At 34.0% G+C, this 18,886-nt stretch carries 16 protein-coding genes; 5 read left to right on the plus strand and 11 right to left on the minus strand.

Annotated elements, in window-relative coordinates:
- Positions 1–64: 64 nt before the first annotated feature.
- The 3 genes from A0F92_RS09695 to A0F92_RS09705 form a co-directional block, all read right to left on the minus strand.
- On the minus strand, positions 65–775 hold the full coding sequence (locus A0F92_RS09695; RefSeq protein ID WP_068244993.1) for an ABC transporter ATP-binding protein: 711 nt from the start codon (positions 773–775) through the stop codon (positions 65–67).
- A gap of 18 nt (positions 776–793) precedes the next feature.
- On the minus strand, positions 794–1,084 hold the full coding sequence (gatC, locus tag A0F92_RS09700) for an Asp-tRNA(Asn)/Glu-tRNA(Gln) amidotransferase subunit GatC (RefSeq protein ID WP_068244996.1): 291 nt from the start codon (positions 1,082–1,084) through the stop codon (positions 794–796).
- Positions 1,085–1,247: 163 nt separating this feature from the next.
- Complete coding sequence (locus A0F92_RS09705; protein ID WP_167516991.1) at positions 1,248–1,718, minus strand: thioredoxin family protein; 471 nt, start codon at positions 1,716–1,718, stop codon at positions 1,248–1,250.
- 279 nt (positions 1,719–1,997) lie between these two features.
- Here A0F92_RS09705 and A0F92_RS09710 point away from each other — a divergent pair, with 279 nt between their 5' ends.
- From A0F92_RS09710 to A0F92_RS09720, 3 genes are all read left to right on the plus strand, one after another.
- On the plus strand, positions 1,998–2,447 hold the full coding sequence (locus A0F92_RS09710; RefSeq protein ID WP_068244998.1) for a response regulator: 450 nt from the start codon (positions 1,998–2,000) through the stop codon (positions 2,445–2,447).
- 163 nt (positions 2,448–2,610) lie between these two features.
- Positions 2,611–3,543, plus strand: a complete 933-nt coding sequence (locus A0F92_RS09715; protein WP_167516992.1) for a HEAT repeat domain-containing protein — start codon at positions 2,611–2,613, stop codon at positions 3,541–3,543.
- A 43-nt stretch (positions 3,544–3,586) separates the two neighbouring features.
- Positions 3,587–7,186: a sulfatase-like hydrolase/transferase gene (locus tag A0F92_RS09720; RefSeq protein WP_167516993.1), complete on the plus strand. Its 3,600-nt coding sequence runs from the start codon at positions 3,587–3,589 to the stop codon at positions 7,184–7,186.
- A 31-nt stretch (positions 7,187–7,217) separates the two neighbouring features.
- Here the strand turns inward: A0F92_RS09720 and A0F92_RS09725 are convergent, their stop codons facing one another.
- Entirely contained in the window at positions 7,218–8,471 is a 1,254-nt protein-coding gene (locus A0F92_RS09725; protein ID WP_068245004.1) for a YaiO family outer membrane beta-barrel protein, read from the minus strand.
- A 162-nt stretch (positions 8,472–8,633) separates the two neighbouring features.
- Here A0F92_RS09725 and A0F92_RS09730 point away from each other — a divergent pair, with 162 nt between their 5' ends.
- Together A0F92_RS09730 and A0F92_RS09735 are read left to right on the plus strand one after the other, a co-directional pair.
- Positions 8,634–8,942 carry an RNA recognition motif domain-containing protein gene (locus A0F92_RS09730; protein ID WP_068245007.1) on the plus strand — a complete coding sequence of 103 codons (309 nt, stop codon included), beginning with the start codon at positions 8,634–8,636 and terminating at the stop codon, positions 8,940–8,942.
- A gap of 12 nt (positions 8,943–8,954) precedes the next feature.
- On the plus strand, positions 8,955–9,314 hold the full coding sequence (locus A0F92_RS09735) for a hypothetical protein (RefSeq protein WP_167516994.1): 360 nt from the start codon (positions 8,955–8,957) through the stop codon (positions 9,312–9,314).
- A 31-nt stretch (positions 9,315–9,345) separates the two neighbouring features.
- Here the strand turns inward: A0F92_RS09735 and A0F92_RS09740 are convergent, their stop codons facing one another.
- The 7 genes from A0F92_RS09740 to A0F92_RS09775 all read right to left on the minus strand — a co-directional run bounded on the left by A0F92_RS09740 (position 9,346) and on the right by A0F92_RS09775 (position 18,147).
- A complete protein-coding gene (locus A0F92_RS09740) occupies positions 9,346–9,687 on the minus strand; it encodes a BamA/TamA family outer membrane protein (protein ID WP_167516995.1) in 342 nt (113 codons plus the stop codon).
- A 424-nt stretch (positions 9,688–10,111) separates the two neighbouring features.
- Positions 10,112–10,696, minus strand: coding sequence for a hypothetical protein (locus tag A0F92_RS09750; RefSeq protein WP_167516996.1), 585 nt, complete (start codon positions 10,694–10,696; stop codon positions 10,112–10,114).
- Positions 10,697–10,849: 153 nt separating this feature from the next.
- The gene (locus A0F92_RS09755) at positions 10,850–11,200 is read right to left on the minus strand and encodes a DUF488 domain-containing protein (RefSeq protein WP_068245021.1); all 351 of its coding nucleotides are present in this window, start codon (positions 11,198–11,200) and stop codon (positions 10,850–10,852) included.
- Between the two features lie 155 nt (positions 11,201–11,355).
- Positions 11,356–14,127 (minus strand): aconitate hydratase AcnA, encoded by a 2,772-nt coding sequence (acnA, locus tag A0F92_RS09760; protein WP_068245022.1) that lies wholly within the window; start codon positions 14,125–14,127, stop codon positions 11,356–11,358.
- Between the two features lie 190 nt (positions 14,128–14,317).
- Positions 14,318–15,022: a uracil-DNA glycosylase family protein gene (locus A0F92_RS09765; protein WP_068245040.1), complete on the minus strand. Its 705-nt coding sequence runs from the start codon at positions 15,020–15,022 to the stop codon at positions 14,318–14,320.
- A gap of 97 nt (positions 15,023–15,119) precedes the next feature.
- Complete coding sequence (gene arsB / locus A0F92_RS09770) at positions 15,120–16,211, minus strand: ACR3 family arsenite efflux transporter (protein ID WP_068245024.1); 1,092 nt, start codon at positions 16,209–16,211, stop codon at positions 15,120–15,122.
- Between the two features lie 496 nt (positions 16,212–16,707).
- Positions 16,708–18,147 (minus strand): hypothetical protein, encoded by a 1,440-nt coding sequence (locus tag A0F92_RS09775; protein ID WP_068245026.1) that lies wholly within the window; start codon positions 18,145–18,147, stop codon positions 16,708–16,710.
- Positions 18,148–18,886: the final 739 nt, after the last annotated feature.

Genomic DNA, 18,886 nt, shown 5'->3' on the forward strand with positions numbered 1-18,886 from the left:
GTTACCCGTAAAAAGGTTTATGCTATACAGTAAATAAATGAAGCTGGTTTTCTTCTATACCTCATTATTGATACACGGTGTGCGTAGTAAAATTTTTGATATTATCACTTTCAATTACCCCATCACGCAACCGAATAATGCGTTTGGCATAACGTGCAATATCTTCTTCGTGGGTTACCAGTACCACTGTATTGCCTGCTTCCTGAATTTTGCTAAAAATTTCCATTACTTCAACTGAGGTTTTAGAATCTAAATTTCCTGTTGGCTCATCTGCCAATAAAATGGATGGATTATTGACCAATGCTCTTGCGATAGCAACTCTTTGAATTTGGCCACCACTTAATTCATTCGATTTATGATGACTACGATCACCCAATCCAACTTTTTGCAATGCCTCAGTGGCTCTTTCCAGCCGCTCTTTTTTAGCAACACCTGCATAAATGAGGGGAAGTGCTACATTTTCTGCAGCTGTTAAACGGGGTAGTAAATTAAATTGTTGAAAAACAAAACCAATTTCTTTATTACGTACTTCAGCCAAATCATCATCGGGCATTTTACTAACATCTTTACCATTTAAAATATAACGACCACCCGTTGGCGAATCAAGGCAACCCAAAATATTCATGAGTGTACTTTTTCCACTTCCGGAAGGTCCCATTAAGGCTACATACTCATTCCGTAATATAGAAAGACTGATCCCCTTTAATACTTTGATTACCTGGTTTCCCATAAAATAATCTTTCTCTATATGATTGAGTTCAATAACAGTATCCATACGGTTGGTAATTAAACTTTATTTTTTTATAACAGTAGGCACCTGAAAAAAATCACCATTGTGCAGCGGTGCATTCTTCAATGCTTCAGCCTGCGTAATTTGGTTATCAACTTCATCTTCCCTAAAAACATTCATGCGCTGGCCCACGTACATTAATGGTGCAACATTGGTAGTATCAACCGCCTGCAGTTCTTGTACAAAGGCTATCATATTTTCCAAATCGCTGATTAATTGGGTCATATCGGCTTCATCAACATTCAAACGGGATAAATGCGCCAATTTTTCAACCAAAGCTTTATCAACCTGCATATTTAAAATTTTGTTTTAATATTCTAAAAAACAATACCGTTACTAACGAGCATGGTTATTCTTTCAAAAATAACTGAAATGTTCTAATTCATCACAGCCTTTGTATTAACGGCAAATTTGGCTGATTAATTGAAGCAGATGGATGACCATCTGCAAAACATGGTTATTTTTGGGAATTGAGTTTATCCAGCACAGCTTGTGCAAACTTTAAAATATCTTTTGTACCCATATAACCCATTGCATACAACACCGGTTTACCTGCCGCATCTGTAAATACCAATGTAGGATAAGCATTTACACCAAAATAACGGGCTACCTGCGGGCCAATGCCTTTTTCAGCATCAATAGAAATATTAATAAAATTATTATTAAAGAAATCACCTACTTTTTTATTTTGAAAGGTTTTGGTTTTTAAAAGCATACAGGGTGGGCACCAGGTGGCATATACATCCACAAATATTAATTTGTTTTCCTGTTTAGCCATTTGTTTCGCTAAATTCCAATCCTGTTCTATAAACCGAATGGCATGTGTTACAACATTCGGTTGTTGCATCATATACTGCTTTTCTCCGGCACGATTGGTTGAAGGAATCAACCAAATAAAGAATGTAATGAACAATGTTTTCAACAGCATGCTTCCAATTGAAAGGTAAAATTCTGATTTTCAAATGAGAAAATCTGTTAAATCTGATGATTGTAAATAATCTTAAGGCAATATGTAGCAATAATACTACAACAAATACAATAAATTATACGTTATATGCTTCAGCTTATATAACTTTAATATGGAGATTTGAATAACCCAACTCTTAAATAAACCTATAACCTGAGAAAGAATCTTGTCGCGCTTACAATTTGATGTATTTGCGACACCCAAATTCTACATCGGTCTATATAAATATTATAATAGATTATGAAAGTTTTAGTAGTAGAAAGCAATCCTATTCTGTTGAAAATATTGACCATAAGATTAAGTGAGGCCAAATATACCGTATACAGCAGTTTAGACGGAGAACATGTGCATGAATTAATAGCGCACATTAAACCTGATATACTGATTACTAAATTAAAACTGAAGTATGCATCAGGATTTGAGTTAATTAAGTTAGCCAAATCAAAGTTTCCAAATATTTTTATAGTAGTAATAACCAAACTTACACAGGAAGCAATCATCAATGATTTAAAAAAATCAGGTGTAAGTAAATGCATCAAGAGACCATTTAATATTGAACAAATATTAACTGCAATTTCTGAATTCAAATCGAAACAGATTACACAACCTGCTTTATTAGATTTACCTGAAAGCATGCCATTGTATAAATACCCTGTTCAATTGTATAAAGATGGAACCCATGAATTATAATATTACGAAGCAAACGCTTATATTTTACTATATACAACTCGAAACACTTCGAACAGTTGCGTTGATATTCTTTATTCTGTCTGTTAGTCTGGTAATTGTAATTTATACCAATACCTACATTGAAAAAAGGTATTTTTTGCTCAAAATAATTATACAAAAAAGAATGAGTAACTGGCTGGCTGAACAAATTGCTGCAACAAATGAACCATCAAGTGAGTTACCCGATAGAATAAAAAATATTTTAAAATCAAACTATGCTAAAAAAATAATCACGAATGAATTAATAGTATTAAAAAATAATATTCAGGGGAAAGAAGCAGGGAATATTATCCGATTGTATGAAATTTTACAACTAAAAGACAGTTCAATTAAAAAACTGTACAGTAAAAAATGGTATGTAAAAGCAAAGGGTATCCACGAACTATATACCATGGACCAACGAGATTTATTAAAGATAATTTATAAAAACGCAAATAGTAAAAATGAATTAGTACGTACAGAAGCACAAACGGGCATTGTACATATGTATGGATTTGATGGGCTTAGGTTTTTAAGTGTTATATCAAATCCAATCACAGAATGGCAACAAATTAAACTATTGGCACAATTACAAAACCAACAGCCAAGTAATGTTTTTTTAAAAAAATTAAACGAATGGCTACGATCAAAAAACGATACTGTAATAACATTTTGCTTAAAAATAGCAGCCATTTATAGCATTAAAGAAGCATTGCCTATTATTCACCAAACTTGTTTAAAGCATAATAATGCCTTTGTTAGAAAAACAGCTATTGAAACATTGGTTTCATTTCCCCAACAAACAGAAACATCAGCACTAAAAGCACTTTATAAATTAGAAACAAAACAAAATAAAATAGCCATACTAACTGTACTACGAAAAATCGGAAGCAGAAACGATATTCAATTTTTAAAAGAAATAGTTCTATCTGAAGATATTGATTTAGCTAAAGAAGCTATGATTACACTATTAAAAATAGCACCGGATATGATAACGTGGAAGGAACAATTATTTGTACAAAAAAACAAAGTAACAAGATTCACTTTGCATGCACTAGATGAACTAGCTTATCAATAAATTTTGATGATACTGTTTCAACACAAAAGCTCGTGCAACTGAAATGATTTTTTTAGCCACACATCATATACTATTTGAAATTGCCTCCATCATTTGCAACATAAACATTATTTGGGGGAATGGTATGTTGTGGCTCCTGAATGCACATCAACTGACTGAAGCAATATATCATATTATTTCAGAAATAATATTCATTTACTCGGTTGCACTCATTACCACATACTTATTTATAGGATTATATTCAATTGGAGAAACAAAAAAATACCTACATAAAAACACATATACTGATTATGATTTACTTTTTACCAATAATTATGCTCCAGGCATTAGTGTACTGGCTCCTGCTTATAATGAAGCAAAAACTATTGTGGAAAATGTACATTCACTCTTATCGATTGATTATATAAATGTTGAAATTATTGTAATCAATGATGGCAGTAAAGATGATAGTTTAACCCAATTAATTACTGAATTTGAATTAGAGCAGGTAAACTTTTATACAGAAGAAAAAATTAAAACAAAACCTGTAAATGGAGTTTACAGAAGTAGAAATCCACTTTACAAAAAATTAATGATTGTAGACAAAGAAAATGGAGGAAAAGCAGATGCGCTTAATGTGGGTATCAATATTGCCTCAAAAGATTATATTGTTTGTATAGATGTTGACTGCATTTTGGAACCAGATGCATTATTAAAAGTAATGAAACCATTTTTAGAAGAGTCGGATAAAAAAGTAATTGCTACCGGTGGTGTTGTTAGAATTGCCAATTCGTGTGAAGTGGTGCGTGGGAAACTTATAAAAGTACATTTACCTGAAAAGTATTTGCCACGCATGCAAACACTGGAGTACATCAGAGCTTTTATTTTAGGCAGAATGGCATGGAGTCGTTTAAACGGATTAATGCTAATATCCGGAGCATTTGGTGCATTCGATAAAGAAATTGTGATACAGGCTGGTGGTTATAACCACAAAACTGTAGGAGAAGATATGGAACTGGTGGTAAGAATGCGCAGGTATATGGAAGAAAGAAAACTACCATATGTAGTGAAATACATTCCCGATCCTCTGTGCTGGACAGAGGCGCCGGATAATTTTAAAATTTTAGGCCGCCAGCGTAATCGATGGCTCCGGGGAACTTATGAAACATTGTGGCTGCATAAAAAAATGTTTTTTAATCCCAAATATGGTATACTTGGCCTATTAAGTTATCCTTATTGGTTTTTCTTTGAACTATGTTCACCTATCATAGAATTTATAGGTTTTATCAGTTTTTTAATTTTTGCTTTAGCAGGAATATTGAATTGGAGTTATTTTATTTTATATTTAATAGTTATAATATTTTTCGGATATACTTATTCTATTTTTGCCATTTTAATGGAAGTACTTACATATCATCAATATAAGCGGAGAATAGATATTACTCATTTAATATTTAGCACTTTTACAGAACCTTTCTACTTTCATCCATTTGTAGTTTGGAGTGCAATAAAAGGATTTATTGATAAAATCAAAAAAAAATCAAATTGGGGTGAAATGGGTAGAATAGGATTCAATAAAAAAAATATTGTTACGGAAAACAATACAACAATTGTACAGCACAACGAGGAACATCTAAAACAAAAAAAGGCTCGTAAAACATTAGAAGCATTTGGAAATTATTTTTTGAAGTTGGTTTATTTTTCAAAATTGTATGTAAAATATATCATTGTATTTGTAGCAGTCTTTTTAACAATCAGCACAATTGAATTAATAGCAGAAATCAATAAAAATGGGGTTCCGGATAGATTATTTGGAATTATTTATAGCAGTTTTTATCAAAATATCCGGTTTACATTTTTGGCTATCATCAGTTGCTTTATTCCCTTTTATACAGCCTATCTCATTAGCCGAAAACTTTCTAAACTTTTCATTCACGCGGTATTTTTCAGTTTATGCTTTATACAATTGCTACTTTCGGTATATTTTTATATCGCCCAAGTACCTTTAGGTGCTGATTTATTTGGGTATAAATGGGCAGATATTCTTACAACAATTATCGCTTCCAATCCTCCAATTTATCAGATTGCATTATTGCTATTAGTAACAGTTTTAATATTTTATTTGCTGATATTTCTACCTAAAAAATTAAACCCTAGCAATATTAGCATTAGTATTTTTAGTGGTATACTGCTAATACTTTCTTTTACAGGATTTTCTTCTTTTATAAAAATTAGAGAATACAACAATTATTACTACAACAACTTATCACAAAACAAAACTGCATATTTTCTAAGTGCATTTTATCAATACCTCTTTCCAAAACACATTGAAAATATGACACAATTAAAGCAAGAAAAATTTTTTACAAAAAACTTTAAATATATAGATGAAAAAAAATATCCTTTTCTGCATATAGCAGATAGCTCTGCCGAAACTCTTTCACAGTATTTTAAAACTGACAGTACCCTACCCAATATTGTCATTATCATTGTAGAAGGTTTAGGAAGTGCTTTTAGCAATGATGAAGCTTATTTGGGCAGTTTTACACCTTTCTTAGATTCTTTATCAAAACATGCTTTGTATTGGAGTAATTTTTTAAGTGAGGGTGGAAGAACTTTTGCTGTACTACCTTCAATAACAGGATCACTACCATTTGCACAAAGTGGCTTTGCAGAACTTGGCGATAAAATGCCGCCTGCATTTACTTTGATGAACTTATTAAAAAAACATGGCTATCATTCTGCATTCCTGTACGGTGGAGATGCATCATTTGATAATATGAAACTGTTTATGAAAAAAAATGGAACAGACAGAATATTTGACATGAATGATTTCAATGCTACAAAATATCAAAAAATAAATTCAGTGAATAATTTTTCATGGGGTTATGAAGATAAATCGATGTATCAGTTTTATTTTGATCATCTCAACAATGCAACACCCTACCTGAATGTATTGCTAACTTTATCTACTCACGACCCGTTTTCGCTCAATCAAGCAGCATTATACAATAATAAATTTGATAAATATTTAAGCAGGCTTGCATTAAAAGACTCTGATAAAGAAAAAGTTGCACATTATAAACGAGAGCTAAGTACAGTTTTGTATGCCGATGAAAGTATAAAAAGTTTTTTTCAAGTTTATCAACAAAGAACAGATTTTGCACATACTATTTTTATCATTACGGGCGATCACAGAATGCCTGAAATACCCATAGAAGATAAATTAGACCGATATCATGTACCATTGATTATCTATTCACCATTATTGAAAAAAAGTGAAGTTTTCACGAGTATATCTACACATTTTGATATAACGCCAACACTTATTAAGTTATTACAAAAGCAATACAGGCTTGCTTTGCCGGATACTGTTGCATGGATGGGATCAGGTTTAGATACCGCTACAGCATTCAGAAATATTCACCACTATCCTTTAATGCAAACTAAAACCGACTTAGTAGATTTTATCAGCAACAATTATTTAGAGAATCTGGAACATTTGTACTATATTTCTCCAAACTTATCTATCGAAGAAATAAAAAAAGATACCTTATTTTCTGAAATCAATAACAGATTTAATCAATTCAAACTTAAAAACAATCAATTCTCAAAAGAATTGAAACTACTACCCGATAGCATGTTTAAGAAGTATGCAGAATAATTAAAGTTTGTACTTCATTAAGTTAATGCATCTAAAACCTAAACATCCAGGACACCCCTGCCTGATATTGGTTTCCTTTTGTATTGGGCAAATATTCCTGATTCACCCAGTTGGCATCAATCGATAATACATTCATTTTCCCAATAGTTTTCCGATATAACAAGCCCGCTTTATAAGCAACCAGATTAGCCCTATTATCTAATAAAACTGCGTTATACCTGTCATCTGGCGAAATACCATAACCGGCAGAAATGCCAACAAAGTCATAAGCTCCGCCAAAATAATAACGCGCCATTGCATTATAAGAAACACCGGCTTTGGAAGTATAATTAGACGGAATAATATAAGCCCTTGCCCCAAAAAGCCAGTTTTTATAATACTTGCCGGCATAGGCAGTATATAACCAAGTGGGACTATTACCAAACTGTAAATAGCGTACCCCCATTTCTGCTTCATAACTTTTTGGTAAATTAGCATATAATGAAAATGCACCACGCCACTGGGGAAATACCCCGTTATTATTTCCGGTATAACCAGCATTAATATAGCTGTAAAATATTTTTGAAATATGCGGATAAGATTCTACTTCAAATTGTAAGGCATTTTCGTTGAACCTATTGGCATAATTTACTCTTCCGGTGATTAATCCCAACGAGGTTGTCCTTCCATAATCAACACTAGCCAAATGCCAGGGGTTGTTAAATTGTTGATCAAAGTATACAAAATCATAACTCACATCTATTTGATTTTTTGATAGTACTGATTTAATGTTGCCGGCCAGGGCTCTTGCAGCAGCCATTTCTTTTTTTTGATGAATCAGTTTACGGATAATGAAATATGCACTGTCATAATTTTGCTGTGCCACAAAAATCTTTGATTTTAACAACAGCAAGGATGCTGATTCCGGATGAAATTGCAAACCAGTGTTACATATAGCCAATGCTTTTGGATAAGTATTATTCCAATATAACATTGTAGCATATCCTATTAAAGCATCTTCATAGCCAGGACTTTTCTGCAAGACATTTTCAAAAAAATAAGCCGCACTGTCATAATTTTTTTCCCAACTGTTTATTCTGCCCATAAATACCCATAAATCAGTATAACCCGGGCTTTGCTGAATACCCTGATGCAGGTATTGTTTTGCCAATGCATAATTATGCTGCCGGAAAGCAGCATTACGAGCTAAAATAAGTAAACTATCACTTGACAAATTTGTTTGAGAGTAGATAGTAGTAGTAAAAAATAGCAGAGATATTAGCCATAAATACTTATTAAGCTGCATAGGATAGCTGTTAAAATATTCGTAAAGATACTAACAGCAGTGCATTTTAAGCACTGAAATGCTATTTTTTTTGTAAAGCGGGTAAGCTATTAACTTTAAAAAAGATTATTATTAATTAGCCGTTTGATTGATTATTTTTGCAGTTGAACGTAAACAGTTTGTATGAAGCTTTTTATTGGGGGATTACCCGGCGATATTGATGAAACCGATTTAAAGGAGATGTTTGAATTATATGGCGATGTGCGCTCAGCCATTGTTATCAAAGATAAACAAACCGGAAAAAGCAAAGGGTTTGGTTTTGTTGAAATGCCCAATGATGCAGAAGCCAAAGAAACCATTGAGCTGCTGAACGGCGTAAAAATACTGGGCAAAAAAATTGCTGTTACACAAGCAGAAGATAATGGCCGAAGCAACAACAATAGCGGTGGTGGCAGACCTTTTAATAACAGACCTCCGGGAAAAAGATACTAAAAAAATTAATTTTTGAATAGACGCCGGTCAGATTGTCCGGCATCTATTTTTTTAAAGCTCAGTTTGTTTTTCACTTATTATTATACTTGCCGTGAACTTTCCATTGTGAACGATGTAAATAAACATTTTTTAAAATGCCTCTACCAAATTGATATAGAAATTGGTAACACCGGCTCCTCTTGCTACATCAATTCTTACATTGATTTTCCCATTCGTTGTTTATCTTCTTCTTATGCCTACGCCATAAGTACCATGCAATCCATAAAAATTGAATGTATTGAATTGGCTTGCAACTTCACTGATAGCACCAAATATAACCAGTCCTCATTTACGGTTCAGTTGCTGCCGCCATTCACTTTGAAATGCCATTAAATGATCATCCCGATTCCCGATAACTGCCTGCTTACAACCCACGCAAAATGCTACGGCTATCTAATGATGCAGTTTGCCAAAATGGAACATTGACGGTATTGGTTTGAAAAATAAATTGTACACCCAATATTGAACTTGCAGCAATACGGCGAAAATGGCGAAAATCTAAAGCCATTTGTGTATAATTAAAATTGCTACCCCAACATTTTTGATTGAAAAGCATATTACCCGAAAAATACCAGCCTCTTGTTGCATTTAATGCAAAATCTCTGCTATCATATAACAACCCAATACCAAAACCAACAGTATGTTCCCCTTTTTTTTCGGATACCTGCAGCGCCAATTTATCTGCATCCAATGGGCAGTAAGTCAAAATAATTTTACACGGATACAATACCACCCAAATACCAATGAGGATAGAGTTGACGATAGACTTCCATATTCATTCACATAGAACGCGTATCAATCAACTGTTGCATAGAATCCTGCGTATTGTTTCCCAACCCAAAAAAATATTCAGGAAAATGTTTAAATGATGCATATCCAATAAGTAATGTTTGATTATTGGGCCCCAATCTGCGTAAAGATGCCTCAACAACAAATTGCCGGTTGAATGTATAGATACCCTTCGGTTGTATATAAGAGGCATCTGCCAAATAACGTTTAATAGGTATATTCCGCGAACACCTAATGCCAGATTGGTTTCGGGTGCATAGGCAATTATCAGAATTAGGGTAACAACCTTTTAACTTATAACAAATGATTTGTTTTTTTCCAGATTGGGCAATGGTATCCATTTATTCAACTGAATGTTCACAACATTTAGGAAGTGTTGCAGATTCGGGGGGATAAAAATAAATAGCGAATTTTTTTTCTTTACGTAAAGGAAATAAAGCAAAAGTTTCTAAATCTAATTCCCAATTATAAACAGACTGTTGTAAGGATAACTGAAATTTTTTTTGGCTGATGATCGGAGCTGTATAAACAGAATCGGGCGTAAATAAATAATGCTCCACAAAAGCCGGTCTATGCATAGCTGTTGCCGCACTATGATGCAATATTGGTAAAAAGGTGGAAGCATCTACAACTGACTCAATGGTACGAACCAGGTATTGACTATCGTAGCTATACCATTTCCGTTTAATTATAATGCTTTTAGCATCTGTTTTAAAAGGAAGTATATTTCTTTCCCAAATAAATACACCCAATCTCTTTCTGGAAACAGAATCCTCACTATATACCAAATATTTTCGAAGGCCGGGATGTAAATGTTGCATCTCAATAAATAGATGTCTGGCATCGAGGGTATCAATTTTTTGTGCTTTTAATACAAAACTGAATATTAAAAAATTTAAGCCTAGCATTACAAATTTTAGTTGCATAATTTTTTCATGCAAAACTGAAAACCTGAATGCTTGGCTACACTAACAAAAAAGATGAGTGACAGATATGTATGGATTAATCCCGAAGTTTTCCAAATTAGCTATCAATAAGACAAATAAAGCTTTTGAAATTGGGTTAGTGATGAATCGTTGTTATTTACTCATGAATTCTTTTATAACCACAGCCTGGTTGTGTAAAACATCTTTTGCACCAAAAACAAGTGTAATATTTTGTTTTGACAGTAATTTTCTTAACTCTTCTACAGCCGGTTTATTATGTAACAATTCAGTAGTATATTTTTCATGAAATACTTTCCACTTTGCAACATCATGTGCAAACCATTTGCGCAATTCGGTACTTGGTGCAATGTCTTTCAACCATACATCAATCTTTGCTTTTTCTTTCGTTAACCCTCTTGGCCAAACCCGATCTACCAGAACACGCAATCCATCTGAGTCTTCAGGTGGATCGTATACTCTTTTTAGGAATAAATTTTTTTTCATGAATTCATGTTTATGAAAAAAAACTATATTATTACTTCATCCAATGATCAAATAAACTTTCGTATTGTTTGTAACTTTAATCCAGATTTATACATACCCATCAACATTTGAATTGTTGAAACGAAAAAAGGTAACTACACTAAATAGAAGATCAATTATTGTTTCAAAAACTGCCTTAAAACATATTGAAGAATACCTCCATGCCTGTAATATTCAACTTCAATTTCAGAATCTAATCTGGCCAGTACATTAAATTGAGTAGCAGTACCATCGTCTTTGATTGCCGAAACGGTTAATTGTTTTAGTGGGGTTAAAGATTGATCAATACCCATAATATTAAAAGTTTCTTTCCCGGTTAATCCAATACTTTCGGCGGTGGCTCCACCCAGGTATTGTAAAGGCAAAACGCCCATTCCAACTAAATTGCTCCTATGAATGCGTTCATAACTTTCTGCCAGCACTGCTTTAATACCCAATAAAAAAGTACCCTTTGCAGCCCAGTCTCTTGATGAGCCACTACCATATTCCTTTCCTGCCAAAACCAACAAAGGCGTTTGTTGTTCCTTATATTTCATCGCAACATCATATACCAACATTTCTTCTCCTGTGGGCAAATAAACGGAATAGCCACCCTCTCTGTTGGCAATTTTATTTTTTATTCGAACATTGGCAAAAGTTCCGCGAACCATTACTTCATCATTTCCTCTGCGTGAACCGTATGAATTAAAATCGGATTTTTGTACTCCTTTGCTTAATAAATACTTTCCTGCAGCAGAAGATTCGGAGAATGATCCCGCAGGTGAAATATGATCTGTGGTAATACTATCACCCAACATTAATAATACACGAGCATGTTCAATATTTTGAAATGGTGCAGGCTCATTGGGAAGATCCTTAAAAAAAGGGGCTTCTTTAATGTATGTGGAGTCGGTACTCCATTCATATAATTTTTCTTTTGCTACCGGCAGATTTTGCCAAATACTATTTCCCTCAAAAATAGTTTGATAATTTTTTTCAAAATCATTGGGTGATAATACCTGACGCATCACTGTTTGAATTTCTTCATTTGTTGGCCAAATATCTTTTAAATAAACGGGTTCCAGATTTCTGTCGAAACTAATTGGTTCGTTCAGTAAATCAATATCCACTCTGCCGGCCAATGCATATACCACTACCAACATAGGCGACATGAGAAAATTCATTTTTATTTGTGGATGTATTCGCGCTTCAAAATTTCGGTTACCAGATAAAACAGATGCTACCACCAAATCGTTTTGTTCAACTGCTTTTGCAATATGAAAAGGTAACGGTCCTGAGTTGCCGATGCAAGAGGTGCAGCCATATCCTACTACATGAAATTGCAAAGCTTCCAAATCGCCCAGCAAATCAGCTTTTTTCAAATAATCTGTTACTACTTTTGAACCCGGTGCCAGTGAAGTTTTTACCCAGGGTTTCACATCAATACCCAGGTCTCTTGCTTTACGTGCTACCAAGCCGGCACCAATCATCACATAAGGATTAGAGGTATTGGTACAGGAAGTGATGGCAGCTATTACTACTGCACCATCATTCAGCATAAACTTTTCTTCTCCCAAACTAACCCATACTTTTTTCATACCATTTTCAACCAACACTTCAACTACATTTGTTTCGGCAGATTTTGGTTCATGCATCGGCTGGCTGCCACCTTCTGCCTTCCATTTATCAATGAATTGTTCATTGGCTGTGATGTATGCTCGTCCATAATTCGCTTTCAAAAGTTGAACAAATGTTTTTTTAAAATCTTTTAAAAGTATTTTATCCTGCGGTCGTTTGGGGCCGGATACAGTAGGCTCAACGGTAGACAGATCGAGTGTAATTACATCGGTATATTGTATCTGCTCATTGCCTGTTCTCCATAATAAATTGGCCTTACAATAATTTTCTACCAAGGTCAATTGTTCAGGAGAACGATTGCTTTCGCGCATGTACTCAATAGTTTTTGCATCTATTGGAAAGTAAGTTATTGTGCAACCAAACTCAGGAGACATATTTCCAATTGTAGCACGATCGGGCACAGTTAAATGATCCAGCCCATCGCCAAACACTTCAACAAATTTTCCAACAACGCCATATTTTCTTAATAATGCAGCAATGGTTAATACCATATCTGTTGCTGTTGTACCCACGGGAAGTTTTCCGGTTAATTGCAATCCAATTACTTCCGGCATAATAAAATAAACCGGTTGCCCCAATAAAGCAGCTTCTGCTTCAATGCCACCAACACCCCAGGCTACCACTCCAATTCCATTTACCATAGGTGTATGACTATCAGTACCTACTAATGTATCGGGAAAGATTACTCCATCGCGTTCTATTACGCCTTTGGATAAATATTCCAAATTCACCTGGTGGCAAATACCCATTCCGGGAGGTACTACACTAAAATTATTAAATGCATGTTGTGCCCATTTTAAGAAGCGATAGCGTTCTTCATTTCTAACATATTCTTCCTGCATATTTTTATCGTATGCATAAGCAGTTCCAAAATAATCAACCTGTACTGAATGATCTATCACCAAATCAACAGGTATTAAAGGATTTATGATATCGGGATTTTTACCTTTTTCAGCAACGGCTGTCCGTAATGATGCAATATCAACCACGGCAGGAACGCCTGTAAAATCCTGCATCAATACTCTTGCCGGTTTAAATGAAATATCTTTATCGGATGCTTTAGGTTTCCAATTTAATATGGTTTCTACATTTTCTTTGGTAACAGCAAAATCGTCAAAATTTCGAAGCGCATTTTCTAATAATATTCTAATTGAGAAAGGCATTTTACTAACGGCATATCCTTTACGTTCTAATTCAGGAAGGCTATAGTATACAAAACTACCTTTAGCTGTTTGAAGTGTTTTTGTGATGCTTAAAAAATCGTTCTTCATACGGAAAATTTTATGGTGAAGAAATAAAGTATGCAAGCATAATAAGCAAGAACAAATGAAAACTGTGTGAATTTATACAGCTATGCCACTCAAATGTTATTGCAGTAAAATGGCGTATAAATTTACTTCATTTTAATGGAAGGAAGGAAACATTTTATTTTAAAGGGAAGATAAAAATTAGCTGAAATACTTAAAATGATAATGTTTCATGGAAAGCTTGTATATACTTTTCAACATACAGCTGTTTTTGTTTTTGCCTGTACTGCATAATAAATCGGGGATGCGCTAACGGTATAATTTTTTGAAAGAAATTGAACGCCTCATTCAATTGTTGAATGTACTTATAATTTTTACCGCTTCCCAAACAAAAAGCAGTATGGGTATAAATGCCAAAATGAATTTGTTGCTGCAATGATTGAAGTATAAATGGCTTTAATGCTGTTTGCAAATCTTTGTCATCATAATAATTGAAATTCACGAATTTATTTGCACTTGTTTGTTTTGCAAAACCCAGCGGAACAATGGAATTGATATAAAAGTATTGATAAAATACCTGTGTACCTCCAAAAGCCTGAATCATATCATAAATAAAAACAGAAGAAAGTTCATGTGTTTCTTTACCTATATAAGGTATACCACATGCACTAGTTAACCGTTTGGTATCAGTAAAAGGAACACCGGTAACTGCAGCACCAAAACGGCCCGGGTTAATACCGATGATAAAAAAACGTTTCTTTTGATCATCGTAAAACTTTTTGTAAAAACTTTTCATTAACTGAATAGCACCCTCATTATTTTGAAAGGGGTTCATTGCAACAATGGTTTTAGGCAAAGGAATATTTAATGATAGTTCTTTGTTAAAACGAATAACGCTATCTGCAAAAGTTTTTTTCATTACCATATTAGCTTCACAGCATTCAAACCAAACAATAAAGTTATTGTTTGAACCCATAGCGAAACCTTAAAATAATGAAAGGAACGAAATTTTATACTTATTCCGGCTCCTGCGCAGCAGTAACTTTAGGTGCATACCATTTATCACGTATCCAGAATGCAACATTTACCAATGTAATTAAAGCAGGCACTTCAACCAGCGGACCAATTACGCCGGCAAATGCTTCCCCACTATTGATGCCAAATACACCAATTGCTACAGCAATGGCCAATTCAAAATTGTTACCGGCAGCAGTAAAAGCAATAGATGCATTCACCGAATAATCTGCACCCATCTTTTTCCCGATAAAGAAACTCACCAAAAACATAATGGCAAAATAAATAACCAGCGGTAATGCTATACGCAGCACATCAAAAGGAATCTGAACAATCAATTCACCCTTTAAACTAAACATCACCACAATTGTAAGTAAAAGTGCAATTAAGGTAATAGGTGAAACAAAAGGTATAAACTTATTTTTATACCACTCTTCGCCTTTGGCTTTCAATAAAAAATAGCGGGTTAAAAACCCGGCAACAAAAGGAATTCCTAAATAGATGGCAACACTTTCTGCAATATGTCCAATGGTAATATCGACTGTATTGCCTGAAAATCCAAAAAGAGGTGGTAAAACAGTAATAAAAAAGTAAGCATATACACTATACAACAATACCTGAAAAATACTGTTCAGTGCTACCAATCCAGCTGCATATTCCCTGTTGCCTGCTGCTAATTCATTCCATACTATCACCATCGCAATACAACGAGCCAATCCAATTAAAATGAGCCCTGTCATATAAGCAGGATAATTGTGCAAAAAAATAATGGCAAGAAAAAACATCAAAAAAGGCCCAATCATCCAATTCAGAAAAAGTGACACACTTAAAACCCTTGTATTTTTAAATACTTCTTTTAACTTGTTGTATTTTACTTTGGTAAATGGCGGGTACATCATTAATATTAAACCGATAGCCAACGGAATATTGGTGGTACCTGATGAAAATGAATTAATAAAATTAGCGGATGAAGGAAAAAAATAGCCAATAGATACACCGACTGCCATCGCCAGAAATATCCACAATGTTAAGTATCTGTCTAAAAAACTCAAATGTTTTCTTTCTTGTGCAGGAGCGCAATTATTTGCTGCCATAACTAAATTTTTTTGATGGGAATAAATTTTAGTAATTCAATCGCAATATTACGATGTTTTGATGATTTTGCTTTTATGATTTTGCAATTGTTGAAATAAAGTATGGAGGTTTACTAAATGAGGGTAAATAATATTATTTGCAAAAAGTAATATAGGGCTGGTAAAATTTTTAAATGTGCAATTCAAAATCTGCTAAAATCATATTTTGCTTTATCACCATTTAAATAAAATAAATTTTACATTGTATTTGCGGGGCATTTCCATTAATCCATTTTATTCCGCTTCCTGGATAATTTGGAGCTTCTCTGTTTCGCTCCATTTTATGCGTTGTCTGCTTATCATACCTTAAATTTAAGGTGTTGTGCTATTAAAAATCCTTATTAGTTTGAAACTTATTTAATAGCACAACACGTTATTCTTTAATATTTTTTAGCAAGCAACAATGCCAAACTCATTTATTCGTAAAAAAGGTAGGGATATAAAGCCAGGTTACTGTTTATTCTACAGGGCAATCCAATCTTGTTTTTATTTTTTTAGGAGCCGGTGTAAAATGCAGGGCAATATATCCCCCACCATTTAATTGCTGCATTTTTCCAAATAACCAACCTACATTATGCATACCTATTAGCAATGGCCCTGCTTTTAAAGCAGCGCCTGCCCATAGCTGGCCCTGTGTATTATATTGAATGGGTAAATAAACGCCCCATGTTCTCGTTTCCCACCGGGGTGTTATGGTTACTAAGTTTAATTCCCTTGTTTTGATTTTATTATAGGGTTCTGCAGAATAAAAATTTACATTCAGTTGCCCGTTGATGTAAAAATTATTGTTTAGGTTTTTATCAACCGATATCAATAAGCGGGTAGGTATTGTAATGCTGAACTCAGATGAAAGCGTATCAACCAGGTTCATTGTTTGTAACAAAGAATCCCTAAATTTTTTTAATGAAGTTGCGTTAAGGAACTGTTGCCGTAAGCGGTTTGCCGTAATATTTGTTTTCGGGATACCTGCATAAAATGAACCGCCGGCTGGATCAAATCTGTTAGCGCCAATATCCATGATGCTTACGCCAATCTTCCAGTTATAATCAGTTTCATACCCTGGTTTTGTTTCGTCAATTTCATCTTTTTTAATTAAATATTCCATGCCTAAACTTAAGCTGAATGCTGTTCGGGTATTTTTTAAAAAAGATTTAATAGCTGCTGCTGTAATAGCATTGGTATCTGCAAGGTCATAATTTTTTGAATATTCGGCTGTGGCAGTTCCCCCGGTTATAATTTGGTAATAATTATTTTGTGCATCAGGATATTCCCGGTAGGTTAGTTTATTTACCTGGCTGAAGGCGCCCGATAAACCCCTCATAATTCCTAATGTAATGCCGCCGGATACCCGGTGCTGGGCGTCATCAATCCATATCTGCGAATAATTGATATCACCTTCTATCCATCCCGCATGTGTTGCAAAGCCACTCAGGTAATCAGTATTGGTATTGGCATGTAAAAAACCGCTAAAAGAGGTAATGCTGTCGTATGCGGTAAAAGTACTGGTTTTTACATGATTGTAGGTTCTGCCCCTTAAACCAAAAGCAATGGCCTTATTCCTGCCAATGGCAAAACGCAGATTCAGGATATTCATATCAATCGCGGCATTAAAAAAACGGCTTCTTTTTCCTTCAGTTATATTAACGGTTGTGCTATCAAAATTGGATAACGAAAAATGATTGAAGGCAATCAATGAATTGGTGGTTGTTCCCTGTAACGAAAATATATTCAGGTCCCATTTCATGGGCGCATTAACTGTACTTGCAGGATTATTATACATACCAAAAACACCTGCATATTTTGAACCGTTGAGCGCATGGTAATTCTGCGATTGAACAGATTGATGCAATATCAATACTAAAAAAAGTAATAGTATTTTATACCGTAGGTAATTCATATTGGATGGGTGCTAAAATAAGTTAAAAACGAATGCCTGCATTTCTTTACCGGAGAAGATATGCAGGCATTTATAACGCTGGTTATCTCATGGGATAAAACGTTATCTCCTTCCGGGATATTGTTGCAGCGCCACTTCTTCTTGAAATTACTGTAGAACTGCAAAGGGTTATTAAAGAAAACAATGTTACAAGAGTACTTGCCAGGGATGATAAAGGATGTTTTCACTTTCACCCCATTTCATTAACACTAGGAAAAAGTTGGTCTTTTTCGAATGGATTTATTTCTATAAGTGATTAAGGAGAGGAGATTCTAAAAAATTTGTTGTTTTTAAATAATTATGAAATTGGCAATGTGAATGTAATAGATGGTAGTTTCCCTATTACATTAATTCTACATTTTAGCAATTAAAAAAATTTTCTTATGTTTAAATTGATTTTAAATCATTTTTGTCCGACAAAACTTAACTTAAAAATCCCTGTAATCCTTTGCTTCAAAGGATTACAGGCTAAAAAATGATTGTTTCAAAATTTGGGGAAGTACCCCATTGTTTTTATGGAGAAAATGCAAAGGATGCGTTGTGCGTTTTTCTCCAGGCTTTATAGGTGTCTTTCCTGTTTTCCTCACTGGGACACCCTAAAAGTTGAATATTTTAGCCAGGATTCGATGTTCTTCTGTTAGTATTAGTTTTTTTCTGATGATTTGTTTAGATGTAGGTAACATAATTTCAATTTCAAAAA

Source organism: Hydrotalea flava, from assembly GCF_001623405.1.
In the GTDB taxonomy this organism is placed as follows: Bacteria; Bacteroidota; Bacteroidia; order Chitinophagales; family Chitinophagaceae; genus Hydrotalea; species Hydrotalea flava.

Excerpts from the sequence above, each read along its gene's own strand:
- arsB (WP_068245024.1), bottom strand. The coding sequence starts at position 16,211 with ATGGCAGCAAATAATTGCGCTCCTGCACAAGAAAGAAAACATTTGAGT.
- A0F92_RS09695 (WP_068244993.1), bottom strand. The coding sequence starts at position 775 with ATGGATACTGTTATTGAACTCAATCATATAGAGAAAGATTATTTTATG.
- A0F92_RS09720 (WP_167516993.1), top strand. The coding sequence starts at position 3,587 with ATGATTTTTTTAGCCACACATCATATACTATTTGAAATTGCCTCCATC.
- A0F92_RS09775 (WP_068245026.1), bottom strand. The coding sequence starts at position 18,147 with ATGAATTACCTACGGTATAAAATACTATTACTTTTTTTAGTATTGATA.
- A0F92_RS09765 (WP_068245040.1), bottom strand. The coding sequence starts at position 15,022 with ATGAAAAAAACTTTTGCAGATAGCGTTATTCGTTTTAACAAAGAACTA.
- A0F92_RS09715 (WP_167516992.1), top strand. The coding sequence starts at position 2,611 with ATGAGTAACTGGCTGGCTGAACAAATTGCTGCAACAAATGAACCATCA.
- A0F92_RS09755 (WP_068245021.1), bottom strand. The coding sequence starts at position 11,200 with ATGAAAAAAAATTTATTCCTAAAAAGAGTATACGATCCACCTGAAGAC.
- A0F92_RS09705 (WP_167516991.1), bottom strand. The coding sequence starts at position 1,718 with ATGCTGTTGAAAACATTGTTCATTACATTCTTTATTTGGTTGATTCCT.
- A0F92_RS09730 (WP_068245007.1), top strand. The coding sequence starts at position 8,634 with ATGAAGCTTTTTATTGGGGGATTACCCGGCGATATTGATGAAACCGAT.
- A0F92_RS09750 (WP_167516996.1), bottom strand. The coding sequence starts at position 10,696 with ATGCAACTAAAATTTGTAATGCTAGGCTTAAATTTTTTAATATTCAGT.
- A0F92_RS09725 (WP_068245004.1), bottom strand. The coding sequence starts at position 8,471 with ATGCAGCTTAATAAGTATTTATGGCTAATATCTCTGCTATTTTTTACT.
- gatC (WP_068244996.1), bottom strand. The coding sequence starts at position 1,084 with ATGCAGGTTGATAAAGCTTTGGTTGAAAAATTGGCGCATTTATCCCGT.
- A0F92_RS09710 (WP_068244998.1), top strand. The coding sequence starts at position 1,998 with ATGAAAGTTTTAGTAGTAGAAAGCAATCCTATTCTGTTGAAAATATTG.
- acnA (WP_068245022.1), bottom strand. The coding sequence starts at position 14,127 with ATGAAGAACGATTTTTTAAGCATCACAAAAACACTTCAAACAGCTAAA.